The organism is Frankia alni ACN14a, assembly GCF_000058485.1.
Lineage (GTDB): Bacteria > Actinomycetota > Actinomycetes > Frankiales > Frankiaceae > Frankia > Frankia alni.
The window spans coordinates 2,242,714-2,258,720 of the sequence record NC_008278.1 but is presented as its reverse complement, the minus strand read 5'-3'; the positions used below and the strand labels follow the sequence as shown (position 1 = coordinate 2,258,720).

12 protein-coding genes are annotated in these 16,007 nt (G+C 73.8%); 4 read left to right on the top strand and 8 right to left on the bottom strand.

Annotated features, from left to right (window positions below; all coding sequences use genetic code 11):
• The first annotated feature begins 41 nt into the window (after positions 1-41).
• Complete coding sequence (locus FRAAL_RS09010) at positions 42-848, top strand: inositol monophosphatase family protein (protein ID WP_011603240.1); 807 nt, start codon at positions 42-44, stop codon at positions 846-848.
• A 108-nt stretch (positions 849-956) separates the two neighbouring features.
• On the opposite strand, the gene FRAAL_RS09005 is transcribed toward FRAAL_RS09010, so the two are convergent.
• From FRAAL_RS09005 to FRAAL_RS08990, 4 genes are all read right to left on the bottom strand, one after another.
• Positions 957-1,367 (bottom strand): VOC family protein, encoded by a 411-nt coding sequence (locus tag FRAAL_RS09005; RefSeq protein ID WP_011603239.1) that lies wholly within the window; start codon positions 1,365-1,367, stop codon positions 957-959.
• Positions 1,368-1,377: 10 nt separating this feature from the next.
• Positions 1,378-1,911, bottom strand: coding sequence for a helix-turn-helix transcriptional regulator (locus FRAAL_RS09000; protein ID WP_011603238.1), 534 nt, complete (start codon positions 1,909-1,911; stop codon positions 1,378-1,380).
• Between the two features lie 57 nt (positions 1,912-1,968).
• Positions 1,969-3,342, bottom strand: coding sequence for a non-hydrolyzing UDP-N-acetylglucosamine 2-epimerase (wecB, locus tag FRAAL_RS08995; protein ID WP_063822621.1), 1,374 nt, complete (start codon positions 3,340-3,342; stop codon positions 1,969-1,971).
• A 130-nt stretch (positions 3,343-3,472) separates the two neighbouring features.
• A complete protein-coding gene (locus FRAAL_RS08990) occupies positions 3,473-4,408 on the bottom strand; it encodes a TIGR03620 family F420-dependent LLM class oxidoreductase (RefSeq protein WP_011603236.1) in 936 nt (311 codons plus the stop codon).
• Positions 4,409-4,510: 102 nt separating this feature from the next.
• On the opposite strand from FRAAL_RS08990, the gene FRAAL_RS08985 reads away from it, so the two are divergent.
• A complete protein-coding gene (locus FRAAL_RS08985; RefSeq protein WP_011603235.1) occupies positions 4,511-5,095 on the top strand; it encodes a TetR/AcrR family transcriptional regulator in 585 nt (194 codons plus the stop codon).
• Between the two features lie 119 nt (positions 5,096-5,214).
• Here the strand turns inward: FRAAL_RS08985 and FRAAL_RS08980 are convergent, their stop codons facing one another.
• On the bottom strand, positions 5,215-5,718 hold the full coding sequence (locus FRAAL_RS08980; protein WP_306281423.1) for a VOC family protein: 504 nt from the start codon (positions 5,716-5,718) through the stop codon (positions 5,215-5,217).
• A gap of 119 nt (positions 5,719-5,837) precedes the next feature.
• Between FRAAL_RS08980 and FRAAL_RS32865 the strand changes: the two genes are divergently transcribed.
• Together FRAAL_RS32865 and FRAAL_RS36035 are read left to right on the top strand one after the other, a co-directional pair.
• Complete coding sequence (locus FRAAL_RS32865) at positions 5,838-6,023, top strand: hypothetical protein (RefSeq protein WP_011603232.1); 186 nt, start codon at positions 5,838-5,840, stop codon at positions 6,021-6,023.
• Positions 6,024-6,058: 35 nt separating this feature from the next.
• A complete protein-coding gene (locus tag FRAAL_RS36035; protein WP_372667018.1) occupies positions 6,059-6,535 on the top strand; it encodes a hypothetical protein in 477 nt (158 codons plus the stop codon).
• Positions 6,536-6,687: 152 nt separating this feature from the next.
• Here the strand turns inward: FRAAL_RS36035 and FRAAL_RS08975 are convergent, their stop codons facing one another.
• The 3 genes from FRAAL_RS08975 to wzy all read right to left on the bottom strand — a co-directional run bounded on the left by FRAAL_RS08975 (position 6,688) and on the right by wzy (position 15,979).
• Complete coding sequence (locus tag FRAAL_RS08975; protein ID WP_011603231.1) at positions 6,688-9,471, bottom strand: aconitate hydratase; 2,784 nt, start codon at positions 9,469-9,471, stop codon at positions 6,688-6,690.
• Between the two features lie 308 nt (positions 9,472-9,779).
• The gene (locus FRAAL_RS08970) at positions 9,780-11,726 is read right to left on the bottom strand and encodes a glycosyltransferase (protein WP_011603230.1); all 1,947 of its coding nucleotides are present in this window, start codon (positions 11,724-11,726) and stop codon (positions 9,780-9,782) included.
• Positions 11,723-15,979 carry an O-antigen polysaccharide polymerase Wzy gene (wzy, locus tag FRAAL_RS08965; RefSeq protein ID WP_162137462.1) on the bottom strand — a complete coding sequence of 1,419 codons (4,257 nt, stop codon included), beginning with the start codon at positions 15,977-15,979 and terminating at the stop codon, positions 11,723-11,725. The genes FRAAL_RS08970 and wzy overlap by 4 nt, the downstream gene beginning before the upstream one ends.
• Between the last annotated feature and the right edge of the window lie 28 nt (positions 15,980-16,007).

Sequence of the window (16,007 nt, the reverse complement as noted above, 5' to 3'; positions counted from 1 at the left end):
CGCCGAAGCAGAACCAGAGCCGAGCCCCGGAGCGCCGACCCATGAGCGACCTGCCAGACCCGGACACCCTGCTGGACGTCGCGCTGACGATCGCCCGCGAGGCCGGCGGGCTGCTCGCCCGGGGCCGCGAGGGCGCGGTCGCCGCGGAGACGACGAAGTCCTCCCCCACCGACGTGGTCACGGCCCTGGACCGCGCCTCCGAGGCACTGGTCGCCCGCCGGCTCGGCGAGCTGCGTCCGGGCGACGGCCTGCTCGGCGAGGAGGGGTCCGACTCCGCCGGGTCGACCGGCGTGCGCTGGATCGTCGATCCCCTCGACGGCACGGTGAACTTCCTCTACCGGCTGCCGAACTGGGCGGTGTCGATCGCCGCGGAGGTCGACGGCGAGGTCGTCGCCGGAGTGGTGCACGCCCCGGCGCTGGGCACCACCTACACGGCCGTCCGCGGCGGCGGCGCCTTCCGCGACGGCACAGCACTGACCGGGTCGACGGTGACGACCCTGGCCGGCGCCCTCGTCGCGACCGGTTTCGGCTACCTGGAGTCCCGCCGCGCCGCCCAGGCCGCGGTGCTCACCAGGGTGGTGCCCCGGGTCCGCGACATCCGCCGGATGGGCGCGGCGTCGCTGGATCTGTGCGCCGCCGCCGACGGCCTCGTCGACGCCTACTACGAGCGTGGCCTGAAGCCCTGGGACCATGCCGCCGGTGGGCTCGTCGCGGCCGAGGCGGGCCTGCGGGTCGGCGGGCTGCACGGCCGGCCGGCGACCGAGGACCTCACCGTCGCCGCCCCGCCTGCGCTGTTCGGGCCCCTCACGGACCTGCTTGCCGAGGACCCTCCGGCCGACCGCGACTGACCCGGGTCGGCGGCCCGCGGTCGGACGTCCGCGCCGCGCCGCGGGCCGGTCAGGCCAGGCCAGGTCAGGCAGGCCAGGCCAGGTCAGGTCAGGTCAGGCCAGAGCAGGTCAGGTCTTCGGCGCCTGCGAGATGCGCACGGTGTTGCCCGAGGGGTCGCGGAACGCGCAGTCGCGCGGGCCCCAGGGCTGGTCGATGGGCTCCTGCAGCACCTCGGCGCCGAAGGCCCGCACCATCTCGAAGGTCGCGTCGAGATCGTCCGCGCGGAACACGATGACCGGCAGGACGCCCTTGGTGAGCAGTTCCTGCAGGGCGTCCCCGTCGGCCTGCGGTCGGCCGGCGTGCGGCTCGGACAGGACGATCTCCAGATCCGGCTGGGACGCGCTGACGAGGGTGACCCAGCGGAACCCGTCCGAGGCGACGTCGTTGCGCACCTCGAGGCCGAGCGCGTCGCGGTAGAAGGCGAGCGAGCGGTCCAGGTCGTTGACGGTGATGTGGCAGTACTGGAGTGAGACGGTCATGCGGGTGACGCTAGGGTGCCCCCGCACGGATCGCTTCTCCGATCCTGACCGACTGCTCCCCCGCCACCTGGTCCCCCGCTGACTGGTCCCCTGACGCCTGCTCCCCCGCCGTCTGGTCCCCTGACGGACGGTCCCTGGCCGCCGACCGGTCCCTCGTCGGCCGGGTGCGTGCCTGGGCGACGCAGGCGGGCATCGCCTGCACCGCGCGGTGTTCCCGGGCCCGGTACGCACTCGGCGTCATCCCCACGAGCTCGGTGAACCGGGAGCTGAACGAGCCGAGGGAGGTGCAGCCGACCGCCATGCACGCATCGGTCACGCTCATGCCCGCCCGCAGCAGCGCCATCGCCCGCTCGACCCGGCGGGTCATGAGGTAGCTGTACGGCGTCTCGCCGTAGGCCGCCCGAAACGCCCGGGAGAAGTGCCCGGGTGACATCAGCGCGTGGCGGGCCATGGTCGGCACGTCGAGCGGGCGCGCGTACTCCCGGTCGACCAGGTCCCGCGCCCGGCGCAGGTGCGCGAGGTTGGCGAGGCTCGGCTGGTCCACCGGCCAAGGGTACCGGCCACTCCGACCAACAGTCCCCTGACCTGCACCGATGCGGGGTCAGCGGCTGTCCGCGGTCGTGGCGGGGGCCGCGGGGTTCGGCCCGGCGCTGGGGCCGGTGTCGCCGTACCAGACGGTCCGCCTGACGTGGTCGACGTAGCTGACGACGATGTGCACCACCCGGCGGGAGACGTCGTCGGCGTCGTAGTCGGGGACGACCCGCGCCCGGCGGTCGCTTTCGGACTCCCGCACGATCAGCTCGACGGCGTCGAGGATCCGCTCCGGGCGCAGGACGCTGGCGACGAGCACCCCGCGGTCCATGCCCTCCGGCCGCTCGTGCGCCTCGCGGACGAGCACGGCGGGGAAGCCGACGAGCGAGGCCTCCTCGGTCAGGGTGGCGCTGTCGGAGAGCACGCACAGCGCGGCCCGCTGCAGCGCGATGTAGTCGCAGAAGCCGAAGGGACGGCAGAAGCGGACCCGGTCGTCGAGCAGCGGCGCCCGCCCCGAGCGGCGCAGCGATCCCAGCCGGTCCCGGGTCCGCGGGTGGGTCGAGACGATCACCGGCAGCCGGTAGCGGGCCGCCAGCCGGTTGAGGGTCTCCAGCAGGGCCGCCAGCGCCTCGGGCCGGTCGACGTTCTCCTCGCGGTGGACGCTGGCGAGCAGGTAGCGCCCCGCCTGCACGCCGAGGGTGGTCAGCACCGCCGACGTGTCGATAAGCGGGGCGTAGTGGGTGAGCACCTCCTTGACCGGGGAGCCGACGACGAAGATCCGCTGGGCGGGCAGCCCCTCGGCGAGCAGGTGCCCGCGGGCCCGTTCGGTCAGGGCCAGGTGGACGTCGCTGAGCTGGTCGGCGACCCGCCGGTTGATCTCCTCCGGGACCCGCTGGTCGAAGCAGCGGTTGCCGGCCTCCAGGTGGAACACGGGGATCCGGCGGCGCTTGGCGGCGATCGCGGCGTAGCAGGTGTTCGTGTCGCCGTAGATGAGCACGGCGTCGGGGGCCTCGGCGGCGAGGATCGGGTCCAGCCGGGAGATCAGCCGGCTGATCGTCTCGGCGGGGGTGGGCCCGGCGGCGTCGAGGACGTGGTCCGGCCGGCGGATGCCGAGCTCGTCGAAGAAGACCTGGTTGAGCTCGTGGTCGTAGTTCTGGCCGGTGTGGACCAGGCGCAGGTCGACGGCCCGGTCGAGGGCGGCGACGACCCGGCTGAGCTTGACCACCTCCGGCCGGGTGCCCACGACCACCAGCACCCGCAGGCGGCGCTCGGTCGGGCCGGCCGCCCGCGACACGGCGGACGCCGTCCGCGAGGCGGTCAGCGACGGGCGGCGGGGCTGCGGCCCGCTGGGCTGCGGCACCAGCGGTTTGACCCGCTCGCCCGGCAGCCCCGACGGAACCGTCGGTACGGAGGGCCCGCTCTGCTCCGGAGTACCACGCGGCATCGGATTCCCCCTGGCGCAACGCGTCGTCACCAGCGGCCGGGGGCCCACCCGCACGATCGCCGGGCGGCCCGGGGCTGCCTCACAGGGGGAAGGTATCACTGTCCGTAGTTTTCAGATAACCCAGAGCGCATCACCTCGGCGCGGTCGCAGCGCCGCGCAGCGCCGGCGCGAGCTCGCGCCACTGGTGGTCGGGCAGTGCGGTCGGGTCGGCGGCGAGGGCCTGGATGCAGACGTGGTCCGCACCTGCGTCGAAGTGCCGGCGTACCCGATCATGGATCGTCTGGTCGTCGCCGTACGCGACGATGGCGTCGACGAGGCGGCGGCTCGGGCCGCCGAGGATGTCGTCGTCGCCGAAGCCGAGGCGCCGCAGGTTCGCCGTCTGGTGCGACTCCACGGCGACGTAGGCGGCGACGTGCGCGGTGGCGACCTCCCGGGCGCGGTCGACGTCGGAGTCCAGGACGACAGCCTGTTCCACCCCGAGAAACGCCTGCGGGCCCATGATCTCGCGGGCCCGGCGGGTGTGTTCGACGGGCACGAAGTACGGGTGCGCCCCCCACGTCCGCTCCGCCGCCAACGACAGCATCTTCGGGCCGAGCGCGGCCAGCACGCGGCGCACGGCCACCTGCGGCGGCGGGCTGTGGGCGGGGACGGCGTCCATGGCCGCCAGGTAGGCGTCCATCGTCGAGACCGCCCTGCCCAGGGCGGGCATGGGATAGCCGTCCAGCAGGTGGACGGTGTCATCGACCCGGTGCCCACCGAGGCCGAGAAGGTAGCGCCCCGGGAACGCCTCACCCAGTGTGCGGGCCGCGGTCGCCATGGCGATCGGGTCGCGGAACGCGATGTTCGCGATGCCGGACGCGACGGTGATTCTCCGGGTGGCCGACAGCAGCAGCCACGCCTGGCCCACCGCGTCCCGACCGAACGCCTCCCCGCACCACAGGGCGCCGTAGCCCAGCTCCTCGATCTCCGCCGCGGCCTCCCGCACCCGGTTGGCCGGCTGACCATCGAAGGCAAAGGTCCAGACGCCGACGTTGCCGAGCTCGTGTCCTGGCTGCGCTGCCACCATGCTCCTTCAGGCCGGATATCCGGACAGGCTGTCCGGATGACGTCGACTACAATACGGACACCTTGTCCGGTTGTCTACGTTCGGTGGCGAGAGGGGGACGCGATGGCGGCACCGGCTGGGCGCGCCCCCGGGCAACGCCCGCCGCGCGCGGATGCCCGGCGCAATCGGGAGCTCCTGCTCGCCGCCGCGCGCACGGCGTTCGAGGAGGCCGGACCGGACACGTCCCTCGTCGAGATCGCCCGCCGGGCCGGAGTTGGGCAGGGAACCCTCTACCGGCACTTCCCCACCCGGGCGGACCTGTTGCAGGCCGTCCTCGCCGACCGGATCGAGACGCTGTGCCGGCGGGCGGCGCAGCTGTCGGCCGCCGAGTCCCCGGACGGCGCGCTGGCGGCCTGGTTGCGCCTGTTCCTCGTCCACGTCCATGGGAACCAGGGCCTCGCCGGCGCCTTCATGGTCGAGGAGATCGAACCGTGGGTCGCGGACTGCCACCGCGTCATCGTGGAGGCCGCAGCCGACCTTCTCCGCCGCGCCCAGCGGACCGGAACGGCCCGCCCGGACCTGACCCCCGACGATCTCGTCCAGCTCGTCGTCGGGATCGCCCTGGCAACCGCCCGCAGCGACAACGCCGACCAGGCCGACCGGTTGCTCACGCTGGCCCTCGACGCCGTACGGCGACCAGCAGGGTGAAGGTCAGAAGCAGGTAACCGCCTGTGCGGTCATCTCCCGGTCTACGGGTCGTCGGCGAGGATCGCCGATCGCACGATGATCCAGGGCCGAGCAGCGCGACGGGATGCGGTTGCGGGCCGTCAGAAACCGCCGTACGGCACGGTGATGATTTCCATGAAGTGGCCGCCCGGGTCCTGGAAGTACACGCCCCGGCCGCCGTCGTTGGTGTTGATCTCACCTGGGTGCTGTCGCGCCGGGTCCGCCCAGTGCTCGACACCCTGCGTCCGGATCCGCTCGATCGCGGCGTCGAAAACCTCGTCCGAGACCAGGAAGGCATAGTGCTGGGCCGAGATTTCGGTGCCGGTGTCGGCGTAGTCCAGCGTGACGCCGTCGGCGAGTTGCACGGCCAGAAAATGTCCGGCAGGTACCGGTGCGGGCAGTGAGAGCAGCCGACTGAGAAAGGTCGCCGACTCGTGCCGGTCGCGTGCTGCGACGATGGTGTGGTTGAAACGAACGGTCATGCCGACCCCATTCGGTCCCACGCCTCCATGCCGGAACCGGAGCGCTCGACGGCACGCGACGCTGCCGTCCAGTCTAACGACCCGGGTCTCGTCTCCATCTCCGACCAAAGCTCCGGTGATCATGGTGTTCCGCGGAACCGTGCCGCCACGTGTTCGGGCGGATCCCCGGCCAGCGTCGGTCCCCACTCAGACTCGACCCGACGCGGTGCAGGTCGGTACAAGCGTCCCGCCAGCCGGCACCGATGAAAGCACCCCGACCGACAACCCAGCGACTGGAGTGGCTCAGTCGACCAGGCTGCTGGCATGATCATCATGCCTTCTCGCCCGATCCGGACACGACCGCCGCCGAGGGCTGGCCGGCGCTGCTCACGCATCTCCTCGAACGGCGCGATCTGACCAGCGACGCGGCCGCCTGGGCGGGCCATTGATCAACCCGGCCAATCCGACACACCGGGTCGTCGGGGTGGCGGACGCTCGCCGTCTGCCCCTCGTGGTGGAGGTCCTGCGCGGGCGCGGGGCCAACGCTCTGGTAGTCCGGGGCGACGACGGTCTGGACAAGCTCAGTACGACGACGCCGTCGCAGGTCTGGATCGCGCGCGACGGACAGGCCAACCAGGAAGCGTTCGAACCCCGGGCCCTTCGCATCCCCCGCCCCGCACCGGGAGCACTCCGCGGGGGTGACGCGCCGTCAAACGCGCGGGTTCTTCGTGCCGTCCTGGCTGGGCGACCAGGACCGATCCGCGACGCGGTGGTCCTCAACGCCGCGGCTGCACTGGTGGCTGCGATGCCCACGGGCTCGACGCTCGTGGAGCAACTGCACACGGCATCTGCGCGATGTCGCGACGCGATCGACTCAGGAGCGGCCGCGACGACGTTGGCCCGCTGGATCAGCACCGCCCAGGACCACCGACGCGCGGAAGAAGCGGAACGTACGACGTAGCAGTGCCCCGCGGCGCACCGCCGCGACGACGTGGGCTGAGCCTCGCGGCCCGGCCGGAGCACGCTGGCCCGGACCGCGAGGTCCCGGCCGGCACATGCCCCGGCCGGGACCGGACGATCGTCGACGCGAGCAGGTCGACTAGAGCAGGTCGACTAGAGCAGGGAGCGCAGGACGTAGAGCAGGATGCCGCCGTGGCGGTAGTACTCCGCCTCGCCGGGGGTGTCGATGCGCACGACCGCGTCGAACGTCTTGTCCCCCGCGCGGACGGTGAGCGACGGCGTCTTCTCGTCGACGTCGGCGAGACCGGTGATCGTGAACGACTCCTCGCCGGTCAGGCCGAGCGACTCCACCGACTCACCCGCCGGGAACTGCAGGGGCAGCACGCCCATGCCGATCAGGTTGGAACGGTGGATCCGCTCGTAGGACTCGGCGATGACGGCGCGCACGCCCAGCAGCGAGGTGCCCTTGGCCGCCCAGTCACGCGACGAGCCCGAGCCGTACTCCTTGCCGGCGAGCACGACCAGCGGCACGCCCTCGGCGGCGTACTTCTGCGCCGCGTCGTAGATCGCCATCTCCTGGCCGTCGGGCAGGTGCCGGGTGACGCCGCCCTCGGTGCCGGGCGCCAGCCGGTTGCGCAGGCGGATGTTGGCGAACGTGCCGCGGATCATGACCTCGTGGTTGCCGCGCCGCGACCCGTAGGAGTTGAAGTCGCCGGGGGCGACGCCGTGCTCGGCGAGGTAGCGGCCGGCCGGCGAGTCCTTCTTGATGGAACCGGCCGGGGAGATGTGGTCGGTGGTGACCGAGTCCCCCAGCACCGCGAGCACGCGGGCGTCGATGATGTCCGTGCGCGCCTCGGGCTTGGTCGCCATGCCCTCGAAGTACGGAGGGTGACGGACGTAGGTCGAGTCGTCGGCCCAGGCGAACGTCCGCGACACCTCGCCGCCGTCGCCGACCGGCAGCGAGCGCCAGCGCTCGTCGCCGGAGAGGTCGGCGTAGTCCGACTCGAACATCTCCGACTGGATCGCGTCGGCGACGACCGCGGACACCTCGGCCTCGCTCGGCCAGATGTCGCGCAGGTACACCGGCTGGCCGTCGCTGCCGTAGCCGAGCGGGTCGGTGTCGAGGTTGATGTCCATCGTCCCGGCCAGCGCGTAGGCGACGACCAGCGGCGGGGACGCCAGGTAGTTCATCTTGACGTCGGGGTTGATCCGGCCCTCGAAGTTACGGTTGCCGGACAGCACGCTGACCACCGCGAGGTCGGCGTCGTTCACCGCCGCGCTGATCTCCTCCGGCAGCGGGCCGGAGTTGCCGATGCAGGTGGTGCAGCCGAACCCGACCAGGTTGAAGCCGACCTTGTCCAGGTACGGCACGAGCCCGGCGCGCTCGTAGTAGTCCATGACGACCTTGGAGCCCGGGGCCAGCGTCGTCTTGACCCACGGCTTGCGGGTCAGCCCCTTCTCCACCGCGTTGCGGGCCAGCAGCGCCGCGCCCACCATCACCTGCGGGTTCGAGGTGTTGGTGCAGGAGGTGATCGCGGCCACCGCGACGGCCCCGTGGTCGAGCTCCACCGTGGAGCCGTCGGCGAGGGTGACCGATGTCGGGTTGGCGGGCCGGCTGGTGATGTCGCCGGCGACGGCGTTCACCGAGATGGGGGCGTCCGACGGCTTGTCCGCGAACGCCGCCGCCGGGTCGGAGGCGGGGAACGACTCGGCGTCGGCCTCGTCCGCGCCACCGTTGGTGAACACCGAGGGCTGGGCGTAGTTGGCCAGCGCGGCGCGGAACGCCTGCTTGGCGTTCGACAGCGGCACGCGGTCCTGCGGCCGCTTCGGCCCGGCCAGCGACGGCACGACCGTCGACAGGTCGAGCTCCAGGGTGGTCGTGTAGGCGGCCTCACGGCTCGGGTCGTGCCAGAGGCCCTGCTCCTTGGCGTACGCCTCGACCAGCGCGACCAGCTCCGCCGGCCGGCCGGACAGGCGCAGGTAGTTCAGCGTCTCGTCGTCGATCGGGAAGATCGCGCAGGTGGAGCCGTACTCGGGGCTCATGTTGCCGATGGTCGCCCGGTTGGCCAGCGGGACGTTGGTGACGCCCTCGCCGTAGAACTCGACGAACCGGCCGACCACGCCGTGACGGCGCAGCTGCTCGGTGATCACGAGGACCATGTCGGTGGCCGTCGTGCCGGCGGGCAGCTCGCCGGTCAGCTTGAAGCCGACGACGGTCGGGATCAGCATGCTCACGGGCTGGCCGAGCATCGCGGCCTCGGCCTCGATGCCGCCGACGCCCCAGCCGAGCACGCCCAGGCCGTTGATCATCGTGGTGTGGCTGTCCGTGCCCACCAGCGTGTCCGGGTAGGCCAGCGTGCCCTCGGGGGTGTCCTTGGTGAACACGACCCGGGCCAGGTGCTCCAGGTTGACCTGATGCACGATGCCGGTGTTCGGCGGGACGACGGTGAAGTTGTCGAACGCCGCCTGGCCCCAGCGCAGGAACTGGTAGCGCTCCCGGTTACGGCTGAACTCCAGCGCGGCGTTGAGCTCGAAGGCGTCCGGCCGGCCGAAGTGGTCGGCGATGATCGAGTGGTCGATCACGAGCTCGGCCGGAGCCAGCGGGTTGATCTTCGCCGGGTCGCCCCCGAGGGCGGCCATCGCCTCGCGCATGGCGGCGAGGTCGACCACACAGGGCACGCCGGTGAAGTCCTGCATGATCACGCGAGCGGGGGTGAACTGGATCTCCTGGCTCGGTGCCGCCGCCGGGTCCCAGTTCGCCAGCGCCCGGACGTGGTCCGCGGTGATGTTGGCGCCGTCCTCGGTGCGCAGAAGGTTCTCCAGCAGCACCTTCAGGCTGTAGGGGAGTCGATCGGCCCCGGGCACCGCGTCCAGCCGCCTGATCGTGTAGGTGCGATCACCCACCGCGAGCGATCCGGTACTGCCGAAGCTGTCCATCGTTCTCCTCCTCGTGACCCGTCGTCCGTCACCCGCGGACGGCGGGGCTTGCCACCATGGCCGCGCCCCTGCGGCAACGCCATGGCGACGCCGCCGACGGCGGCTGGCGTAGGCGCAGGGCCGCCCGCGGCGTCGGCCATCATCGACCGGCTCGTGTCCATCCTGGCATTTCCCACCTTGCGGGATCGCGCCCGAGGGGTTGTGACACAGCCGACGCGACCGCGCCCACCGGGGCTCGATCGGCCCCGCCCGTCGGGGCGGGGCCGCCGGATCCCACCGTACGGCGGCCCGGGAGGACGTGCGCCCATTTAATTAGCGGTGCTAACAATATCAGACGGATCCGCCGCGAGCTCCGCCGCGAACCGGTCGAGGAACACCTCCCGCTTGCGCTGCGGGCTCATCGCCCCGGTGCCCACCGAGCGGGCGAGCATCCGCCGCTCCCACTGCTCGACGTCGGTCACCACCCGGGCCGGCGCCCCGGCGACCAGGGACCGCGCCGGGACGTCGCGCATCACCACGGAGCCGGCGGCGATCACCACGTCGGAGCCGATCGTGACGCCGGGCATGATGATCGCGTTCATCCCGATCGCGGTGTCGTTGCCGACCCGGATGGGCGCGACCACGTCGATGTCGGGGTGCTCCCGGCGCAGTCGGGTCGCCGCGCCGTCGTGCGTGATGAACCGGACGCCGTCGGCGATGGCCACCCGCTCACCCAGCCTGATCAGGTAGGGCTCGGTGCCGAAGGTGGCGGCGGTGACCCCGATGAACCGGCAGTCCGCGCCCAGCCGCACCCCGATGCTGCGGGCGTACCCCACCGGATCGGTGCGCAGCAGGTAGGTGCGGACGGCCGCCCGCGCCGCCCGACCGGGCAGCGCCGCGAGCGACGACCGGCGGACCTGCCCGGCCAACGCCCCCCTGTCCGGCCGGTCCCTCCCGGCCCGACGGGCCGCCAGGAGCGCAGAGAGCGACGGGAACGGCCGGGATGGGTGGGATGGCCGGGATGGCTGGGAGGGCGGGGAGGACGGGGACGACTGACCCGAGGAGGGCCTCGGGGACGGCGCCCGATGCAGCCCGCGGCGCGGCGCCTGCCGCACGCGGGCGGCGTGGTGCAGTGCCGCCACCACATCGTGGCTGAGCGCCCGGCGGTCGAGCAGCTTCTCCGCCCGCACCCGGGCCGCCTCGCCGCGGCGGCGGGCCACGGGCGTGCGCCGGCCGGCCGCGGCCTCCTGCAGGGCGTCCGCCATCGCCACGGCATCGCCGAGTCCGACGAGCCAGCCGGTCTCCTCGTCGACCAGTTCCGGCAGCCCGCCGGCCGCGGTGGCGACGGAGGGAACCCCGCACGCGGACGCCTCGGCCCCGGCGCCGTAGCTCTCCGACCACGACGACACGACGTTGACGTCCGCGGCCGCGTAGAACGGCCGGACGTCGGTGACGCTGTCGACCCAGCGCACCCACTCGTTGCCGGGCAGCCGGGCGGCCCATGCCCGGACCTGCTCGCGGTAGCGCTCGCCGGCCTCGCCGTAGCCCCCACCGAGCAGGATCAGCGTCCCGCGGCCGCCCCGCTCGGCGAAGCGGGCCCACGCCGCGAGGAGCACCTCGTGGCCCTTGACGCCCTGGCCCGGATGGACCAGCCGCTTCGGCGGGTAGAAGTAGGCCACGCAGACCGCGACGAACTCGTCCTCGCCGAGGTCGAGCTGCGCCCGCGCCGCCCGCCGCCGCTCGTCGTCGGCCGGGCTGAAGCGCTCCAGGTCGACGCCGTAGGACAGGGTGCGCATCCGGTGCGCCGGCAGTCCGAGGGCCGCGTACCGGCCGCGGATGTCCGCGCTGGACGCGATGAGCAGGTGGTCGAGCCGGCACAGCACCCGCTCGGCCCACCGGATCGGGGTGTTGTCCAGGTAGAGGGGCCCCGCGACCATGTAGACCCGGGTGATCCGGGTACCCAGGGTGGCGAGCCGGACCGCCAGCGCCGACGCGTACAGGTGGTAGTGCACGACGTCGACGCCGAGCTCGCGCAGCCTCGCCCGCAGCCGAACGATCCCGACGATCTGCGCGGCCGGCGACGCGCGGCGCCGGGGAGCCGGACTCTCGACGACCTCGATCCCCAGCGCCGTCAGCTCACGCGCCACCCGGCTGTCGGTGTGGTCGGGCGCGGGCAGCAGCACGACCACCTGGTCGCCGGACTCCCGCGCGGCGAGCACGTGCGGAATGATCCACAACGGCCCGTCCCCGGTCTTGACCAATGTGGCGATCTTCATGCGGAACGGTCCTTCCGGGTCGTGGACGGGAGGGCGGCGGGCGACGCCGCGGGTCGCGGGACGCGGCTCGACCCCGGCGGGTGCGCCGGCCGGCGGGCCACCCACAGGCAGGCCCGGCCGGACAGGTGGGCCGCGCCGAGCAGGTCGAGGGCGGCCTCCAGCGGCCGCAGGTGCGGGCGGGGAACGCGGGTGGACACGGCCCGGCCGGCGGCGGTGAACTCCAGCGCCGTGGCGAGCGCTCCGTAGGGATGCGCCCGCACCCGCTCGAAGCCGACGGCGCGCAGCACGGCGGCCAGCTCCGCCGGGGTGAAGGCGTACTGGTAGAACTCACCCGCACCCGCACGCGGCCGCGGCAGCCAGACCGGCCCCCCGCCGGAGCCCGCGCCACCAACGCCGGCGCCCTCATACCCGGCGCCACCGGCGCCGACGCCACCAGCCCGGGCACCACCAGCCCCGGCGCCGCGGCTCAGGACGCGCAGCAGCGGGCTGAAGCACGGCGTGGAGACCAGCGCGATCCCGCCCGGTCGCAGCACGCGCAGGGTCTCGCGCAGCACCTCCTGCGGGCCGTCCTCGAAGTGCTCGCACACGCCCGGCGAGTAGACGGCGTCGTACCGCCCGTCGGGCACGTCGAGCCGGCGGACGTCGCCCTGCCAGACGCGGATCTCGGGAGCGGCCGCGCGCAGCCGCTCGACGGCGCGCGGCGCCCAGTCCACCGCCTCGACGGCGAATCCCCGCGCCGCCATCGCGACGCTGAACTGCCCCGGCCCGCACCCGGCCTCCAGGACCCGGCCGCCCGGCCGCAGGTGGCGACGGACGGCCCGGCGCAGGTGAAGCGGGAGATGGCCCGCGCGGGCTCGGCGGTAGTCCGCGGGCTGGGCGTCCCACAGCTCGTCCCAGTAGGCGGCGTCGGCCGCCCGGCGGTAGAACACCAGCCGCCCGCCGTGAGCGGTCGGCTCGACGACGAGGGTGTCGCGCGCCGGATGTGGTGCCATCAGGGCCTCCCCTTTCCGAGGACTGGCAGCCGACCGTCCCCGCCCGGCTCGCGCGGACGACCTGGTCCGGACGGGCGAGACGAGGTCGGCGACGCGGAGAATGGCAACCGTCGGCGGCACGGCGGGACGGGCGAACGGGGCGACGAGCTCCCCCCGCAGCGCACGGCGGGCCAGCGCCGTCATGAGCGCGTAGGCGAGCATGCTGCCGATCGCGGCGCCGGCGGGTCCCCGCCAGGGCACGAGCACCGGGTAGGTCGCCAGCGACACGGCCAGGCCGAGCAGCCCGGCGCCACCGGCCGCACCGGTGCGGCCGAGGCCCGTCAACGCCCGACACTCGACCAGGAACGGGGCCAGCAGGAGTTCGGCGACCAGCAGCAGGCGCATCGGGGTGACCGCCGCGGCATAGCCCGGCCCGAACAGGGTCCGCACCAGCCACGGCGCGGCGAGCGCGAGGACGGCCGCGGCGACCAGCAGAAGGGCGAGCAGGCTGCGGGTCACCGTCCGCAGCGCCGCGCGGGACAGCACGCCCCGCGCGGCGCGGTGGAAGACCACCTGGCCGACCGAACCGGGCAGCAGTCGCAGTGCCTCGCCGGTGGCGGCGGCGATCGAGTACACGGCGGCGGCGCCGGCGCCGCCGAAGGCCGCGACCAGCAGCCGGTCGAACCGGAACGCCATCGTCGCGCCCACGTTGAGCCCGAGCGCGGGGACGCCCTTGACGACCAGCAGCCGCCAGGCCCGCGGGTCGGCCCGCGGCCGCACGGACAGGCCCATCCGGGCCAGCGCCGTCACCCCGGTCACCGCCTGCGCGGCCCAGCACAGCGCGAGGATCACCAGGATGTGCGCCAGGGACGGATGGCGCGGGCCGGCCAGCAGCAGCCCAAGCTGGGCGAGCCCGGTGGCGGCGACGAGCCCGGCGGCCAGCACGATCGAGCCGGCGGCGTTGAGCGCGTCGAGCACCTGCACGGCGAGCAGGTTCGCGGCGGCGAGGACGGCGATCGCGAGCACCAGAGCGGCATCCACCCGCGCCCCGCCGGACAGGTGGATCACCTGCAGCGACGCCACGGTGATCAGGGCGGCGGCGGGTAGGGCCGCGGCGGCGGAGAGGCCCAGGTAGTCGCCGAGGGACACCCGCGGGTCGCCGCGGCCGAAGTAGTGACGGAACGCGACGTTCGTGCCGAGCCCGCCGACGAGCGAGCCCAACGCGGAGACCGTCAGCAGGACCACCAGCGCCCCGCGCCCGCTCAGGGGCAGCATCCGCGCGGTGACCACCGCCTGGCCCAGGCTGGCGAGAGCGGACAACCCCAGCCACCCGGTGACCACCGCGCCGACCCGGCCGATCCCGCGGTAGGGGTGCGCCATGCCCACCCGCCGACCGAGCGTGGACGGTGCGGGGTCCACCGTCATCCACGGCCCCCTGACCGACGCTCCCACCGCCACCGCCGACTCGGACCACGCCGGCAGGGACTGCTGCCCCGCGCGCCTGGCCCGTCGCACCACCTGCTCCGGTAGCCGCCCGATCTGCCCAGGCCGCCCGACCGGCGCCCGCCCCGACCGCCCTTTTTGCCATTTCTGCCCCGTCTGCCAGGGTCGCCCGATCTGCCCGGACTGCCCGGCGCGACGAGGCGGGCGCGGGCGAGTCGGGCTGGGCCGCGGCGGATCCCGGCGCGCCCGGGTGGGGGCGGTGCGGGGGGTGCGGGCGGCCACGATCTCGGCGGCCCGGGTCAGCCCGAGCACGCCCAGTCCGAGCATCACCTGGACCGGCACCGCCGCGAAGGCGTTGCGCACCTCGGTGATCAACGGGACGAGCAGGACGAGGCAGGCCGTGTCCGTCCCGCGCCCGGACCGGCCATGGTCCATCCAGGCCACCACGAGTCCGGTCAGCAGCAGGAAGCCGACGACGCCGCGAGCGCCGAAGTTGTAGTAGGCCTCGGCGATCGGCGACCCCCCGATGGGACCCTCCCGATCGAGCATCAGCACGTTGAACAGCCGCTCGTCGCTGAACTGGGGGGGCTGCGGGAGGCCGAGAAGCCGCCCGGACACCAACCGGTCGATCTGGCCGTAGAAGGTCGAGCCCGCGGGCGGGCGCTCGCCGAACTCGTCGCGCCACTCGAGCACCGACCCGATCGGACGAATCGAGGCCCCGAGCTCGGCGATCCCGTCGACGGGGCTGAAGGTGATGGCGCCGAGCCGGGTGGCGGCGAGGCCGGACTGGCGGATCTCCCGCAGCCCACCGATCAACGCGAGCAGGATGACCGCGCCGAGCAGGACGACGACCCCGCGTACCACGATGCGTCGCCGGGCGGCCACCGCCGCCGCCGCGACGGCCGGGAACATCACCTCGCCCCGCAGCCCGAGCGGCAGCGCCACGACCGCGAACAGGGCGAACACCACCAGAGCCGCCGTGCGCCACCGGCTCGGCCCGCCGATGACCGCGAGCACGAGGCCCAGGCCCAGGCCCAGCAGCACGTAGGGCACCAGCGGACCGCGCAGCGCCGTCTCGCCGACCGCGGCGTACGACCCGAACAGCAGCCCGATTCCGCCGGTGGCGAGCACGATCGCGACGAGTCCGAGGACCGACACCGCGAGCAACGCGAATCCGACGGGCGCACGCAGGTCCGGTCGATCCGGGAGGGCCGGCCGATCCGCGGGGGCGGGCCAGTCCACGGCGCCGGCCGCTCGATCCGCGGCGGCACCCGACCGGTGGATCGCGGCGGGCTCGGAGCTCTCGCCGCCGGCACGCACGGCCCGTAGGCACGTCATCGCCGCCACGCCCACCGCGGCGCTGACGACCCCCAGGGTGGCCACGGCAAACAGCCGGCTCATCGGGTAGACGCCCAGCCAGCGGAAGTCGTACTGAGCGCGGATCCGGTCGAAGGAGGTGCCGGTGGCGAACAGCGCCGCCACCCCGAAGTGGAACACCGACAGGGTGATCAGGTAGACCGACGAGCAGGCCCACACCCCACGCGGCTGGGCCCGGACGCACAGCAGCACGCAGCCGGCGACCACCGCGACGCTGAGCCGGGCGGCGGAGTGCTCCGCCAGCGCGGCGAACGACGACGACCAGGCCGCGACCGCGAACAGGGCCAGCAGGCAGCCGGCGAGCGCCACCCCGCTCGCCCGTCGCGACGGCGCCGCGCCCCGATCGGGCCGAGCGGTCCGAGTGGGCGGGGCGACCTGATCGAGCTGTGCGACCTGATCGAGCCGGACGGCACGATCGGGCGGGACGGTGTGAGTGGGCGGGGCGGTCAGGAGGGGGGCCACAGAGACGGGTGGGTACGGCCACCGGGAC